This is a genomic window from Treponema sp. J25 (assembly GCF_004343725.1).
GTDB lineage: Bacteria > Spirochaetota > Spirochaetia > Treponematales > Breznakiellaceae > J25.
This window is the reverse complement of sequence record NZ_PTQW01000050.1, coordinates 1-4396: the sequence shown is the minus strand read 5'-3', so window position 1 is coordinate 4396 and position 4396 is coordinate 1. Positions and strand designations below refer to the sequence as shown.

The 4396-nt window shown below is 49.0% G+C and carries 4 protein-coding genes and 1 pseudogene; 2 read left to right on the top strand and 3 right to left on the bottom strand.

The features are described 5' to 3' along the window. Positions 1-337, top strand: a pseudogene (locus C5O22_RS13550) (Rpn family recombination-promoting nuclease/putative transposase); the annotation flags it as partial. 168 nt (positions 338-505) lie between these two features. Here the strand turns inward: C5O22_RS13550 and C5O22_RS12470 are convergent. The 3 genes from C5O22_RS12470 to C5O22_RS13620 form a co-directional block, all read right to left on the bottom strand. Continuing rightward, entirely contained in the window at positions 506-1627 is a 1122-nt protein-coding gene (locus tag C5O22_RS12470; protein WP_132782305.1) for a hypothetical protein, read from the bottom strand. A 2-nt stretch (positions 1628-1629) separates the two neighbouring features. Beyond that, complete coding sequence (locus C5O22_RS12465; RefSeq protein WP_132782302.1) at positions 1630-3486, bottom strand: hypothetical protein; 1857 nt, start codon at positions 3484-3486, stop codon at positions 1630-1632. Between the two features lie 236 nt (positions 3487-3722). After that, positions 3723-3890 (bottom strand): hypothetical protein, encoded by a 168-nt coding sequence (locus tag C5O22_RS13620; protein WP_207895386.1) that lies wholly within the window; start codon positions 3888-3890, stop codon positions 3723-3725. 123 nt (positions 3891-4013) lie between these two features. On the opposite strand from C5O22_RS13620, the gene tnpA reads away from it, so the two are divergent. Continuing rightward, positions 4014-4396, top strand: a 383-nt coding sequence (tnpA, locus tag C5O22_RS12460; RefSeq protein WP_207895385.1) for an IS66 family insertion sequence element accessory protein TnpA, incomplete at its 3' end; no start/stop codon positions are given.

Here is a 4396-nt window from a genome sequence, read left to right as displayed (position 1 = left end):
AGAGAAGGAACAGCCAGAGGTGGTGACCGAGTTTATCCGCTGGCTTTACGCCCATTTTGAGGACCCCGTGCCTCAATGGGTTGATGAGATTCGTACCCTTAAGGAGGTACCGACCATGTTAGCCACTGCCATCAAGAAGAAAGAACAGGAATGGTTTAAAGAAGGCCTTATGGAAGGCCGTATAGAAGGTCGCAACGAAGGTATGGCCCTGGGCGAAGAAAAGGGCCGTTTAGAAGAACGCCGGGAGACCGCCCGCAGGATGAAGGCCCGGGGAATCGGGATTGATATCATTGCCGAGGTGACCGGTCTTTCCCGGGAGGAGATTGAGGAACTGTAAGTATAGCTGGAGGGATGAGCCTCTGGGACCTCTAGGGATTCCGCGGCCTTTAAGAGGCGCTGGCACGCCCCTGAGGAGTGCCGGGGCGGCGGGTATTGGCGCGCAGCAAGGGCCGGGTTTTTCTTTCAGGGGAATTTTCCTTGCACTCAGGGTACTTCTCCAGAATTCCTAATCCCCATAGAGTTCGAGTAATTTCCACCCGGGCGGTACGAAGTTCTCGTCATACTCAGGACCTACAATCTGTTCCCAGCTAATACCGTCTTCAGAGCACCAGACATCCTTGTACCAGTAATACTTTTCCTTGCCATCCGATAGATCTACCATTTTACGCCGGCCGCCCATGATGTACAGCTTCCCCTTGAATGATACGGTTACGGCATATTCCCGGGCGGGAAAAGTGTCGTATATATCTCGCCGATACTCGTCTAATTCCCGCGTTTTTTCTTCACCATACTGAGCGATAACCGACGGCCGAATTTTTCCAATCTGTTTCCAAGCCGCTGGTTTTAGTATATCTTCGGTCACCCATACATCGTTGCAGTACCCATCATAGTTAAGATTAGCAATCTCTGAGATTCCACCTGCAATAAGGAAAAGTTTCCCATTATGTTCTTGATAATTTGATGCCAGTCTTATTCCAAACACATCTCGGGAACGGTATATATTTTCAAACTTCCCGTCGACTGCTTTGAACAGTCCATGGTAACAATCCAGTAGATACAATTCATTATCTATCCAGCGTAGATAGGGATTGTAATAGAGGCGTTCGTCAAAGTGATCAAAGTAATATTGAAAGACCTCATTTTTAATAATTTGCTCATATTGAGGTAATTGAAGCTTTGTAATTCGATTGTCTTTGTCAATTTTAAAAAAATATTCATCTTTTTTCCAAGATCCTGGCTGAAAAATTATTATTCCATCATCAATAAGGGCGTATTTTATATAATAACTATCTATTAAGTATGCAGGTTCCATTAATTTCGACCAATTAATAAAATCCTCAGTTACCCAGAGATCGTTGTATTCTTTATCTTGATTCATGGAATTGTTATATCCACCGGTATAGTACACCTTTCCATTAAAGGGTATGAGACAGGCCTCCTGCCGCTCTCCCAGTTCTGCGATATTTGAAACCGGCAATACCTTTTTTGCCTTCTTTTTCTCTGGAGGATTCACGTTCTCCTTTTCGATCCCAGGTTGCTGTTCGCTAGCAACCGGAGGCATCTTTTCCTTTCCGCAGCCTGATAAAATAACGAGTATTAGTATCACTGCCGTTACAACCTGCCTCATTATTACCACCTCCACTTTTCAAGTTTTTTATAACTAAAATGCATCGCATCGACAGCCCGACCGTACGTACCGCCCCATTCCATGCCTAGATCCTGGGTCATAAAGCGTACAAACTCTCTGCTCATATTAACAAAGCCATTCCGATAATAGTTTTTCTGTATTAAATTATTCCATCTAATTGTATTCTTTATTTCAAAGGTCTTAGGATCTATTTCATACTTAATCAACTCATACAGCGCCTGGTTGTCTTTCAGGTAGCTGGTCACCGCTGCAGCAGCGCCGGGTTTTAGCGTGTAGTTGCCGTCCTTGTCCTTCTCCGCATAGTCATACTTTTCAAGAACCTTGTACTGCTCCTCGTTGAGGCTCTTACCGCCGTTCAGTAACGGGCTTATCTCAGACAGGGCCTTGTATCGGTCCGCAGTGTCAACCCGCCAGTTCGCATTGGTCGTGCTCAGGGCCGCCACCTGGTCGCTGATCGGTTTCCAAAAATCATAAGCATCCATCGCATCGGAGTATGTGCGTCGAACCTTCAGATCTTTCCCCGTAAGACCTTTCACTAATAACAGCATGTCCGGATCGTCGGTCAAACTCAGATAGTCATTGATTATACTGGCAATATCAATAGCAAGTCCCAGCCCATGGTCGCTGAGTCGATCGGAATTTGTTGCCGTACGAATACACAGTATGCCGTCTCTAGCCGCCCAGTGTACCCCTTCTTTGAACATTATTTCTCCTATCCGCTCAGCAATCGATTTACCGTCCTGGTCCTTCTCTTCTACAAACCGGCGGTTCATATACATCGTTCTTCCGTTGATCGTCCCCTGTACTATGTTCTGATGTAGCCACTTTGCGGGATTGCCTGCCTTCACCACCTCGTCATACTCCATATAATCAGCAAAGACCTTCTCAAACGTTGAGAGTCCGCCAACAACCTGATTTTTAAACTTTTGGTCCAGGCTTTCCCATATCGCTTTAACCCCATACCGGAGTTCCATCAATTCTTCCCGTACCTGTATCTTGATGGTCCCATTGAACAGCTGTCCAAACGCCCTATCGTCCATCCAGTTGTCTCGAGAAACCAGTTTCTGTAATGCCCTCGCCAGATCGGCATCTTTAATGGTTTGTCCTGATTTGCCTACCAGCTCTTTAGCCTTGTCTCGACCCACAAACTTGATGAGCGACATCCAGATGTCGCCATTTTCTCCCCTCATCATGAGTTTGCCATCCTCATCATACAGGTCGGCTTTTCCATCATACTCAAGACTGCCATCCTTACGGAGCCGCCAATAATCCCCGCTCGCATCGTAGCTCGCAAGGAGCCGGGCAAGGTCGTCCATATTCCCCGTGCTCAGGGCTGTAAGGTACGTCGCCACTTCCTTACCCAGCGCTTCCCCGATCGCCCCTATCCCGTAGGCTTGCCCTAACGCATAGGCCGCCCCTATATGCCCCAGCACCGCCCGGTCCGTCTCTTCCCGCTGGCCCACTTCCCCATCATCTATCCCGTTCCGGTACGCCTCATGGGCCAGAAGCACGTTCAGCCCAAACCGACTCCCCTTTGCTAACGCTTCCCTGCCTATATAGATCGTCTTTGTCCCGTCCCCGTTCGCCTCGGTTTTGGCAGAATACTCGCCGTCCCGCCGCTCTGCGATGTTCGTCTTCCCGCTCAATACCTCGTCATAGAGGGCCTTCTCGGCTGCCCCTCCAACCGAATACAGGGTCCGCATCGCGCTTGTATACTTATGGGCTTCTAGCTCTTTGCTTGTCCACAACTCTGCATTGACCCGCCAGGCATCTAATCCTGCTATACTCGCCGCAATAGTCCCGAGGCTCACATCTGCCCCGCCAATCCCGACATTCATTGTTACACCCTTTTTACCTAAGTGCAACTCTAATAAGCCGTTTTGCACGAGATTATTCTCCCTGTCCCTCACCCCAAACATGCCAAAGTTCAATACATTCAGCGCAAAGTCCCCCGTCAGCGCATAGTTCACCCCCTGCCCCGCCAGATTCTTCTACCCTTTCGGGTACAGGCCTGTTTCGAACCTGCCTACTGCCGAGTAATGCAAGTCTAGAAGGTGAGGAATACAGATCACACCTATGGCTGCATGAGCCTTCTTTGCAATACAGGAAGGTCCTTTTCTAGAATGTCGAAATTATTTGTTTCTGGATCCCCAAAAATCTTTATACCTTTATCCGTTATGACAAGCCAGTAGGTAAGATCAATCTCTCGTGTATCACTTGTATCAAGTGAGCCATTAACCATTTTCCCCTTTATCGTCTCTAATATTTTACAAAATAGGTTTTTCCCTTTTTATTCTCATCATAAGTATCATAACCGGTAGAAGGTACCCGCTGCCATGACCGCATCTGTACAAGGAGAGGATGTGTGGTAGGCTCGGTGGTGGAGGATACGAGCATGAGACGATACACCGAGGGTGAGCGGCGCGCCATGCTCGCCGAACTAGGGGCAAGCGGGAAAAGCCTGCGGGAGTTTTGCGAAGCGCGGGGCCTTAACCAGAGGACCGTCCAGCGATGGCAGCGGGATGCGCGCGAGCAGAACAAGGAACGCCGGCCCACAGTCGAGAGAAATGCTCCCCGCAAAGGGCCAGGCTTTCTCCCCGTGGAAGTAGCGAGAGAGCATAGTCCCCTTCGGCCGGGGGAGGGCCCGCTTCGGTCCTTGTGGGAGCCAGGTATTAAGGAAGGAAGAACCTTTCCCCGACTCATCATTCAGGGAGGAACTGGGTGGGTGTTTGAGTGGCAGGGACCGGT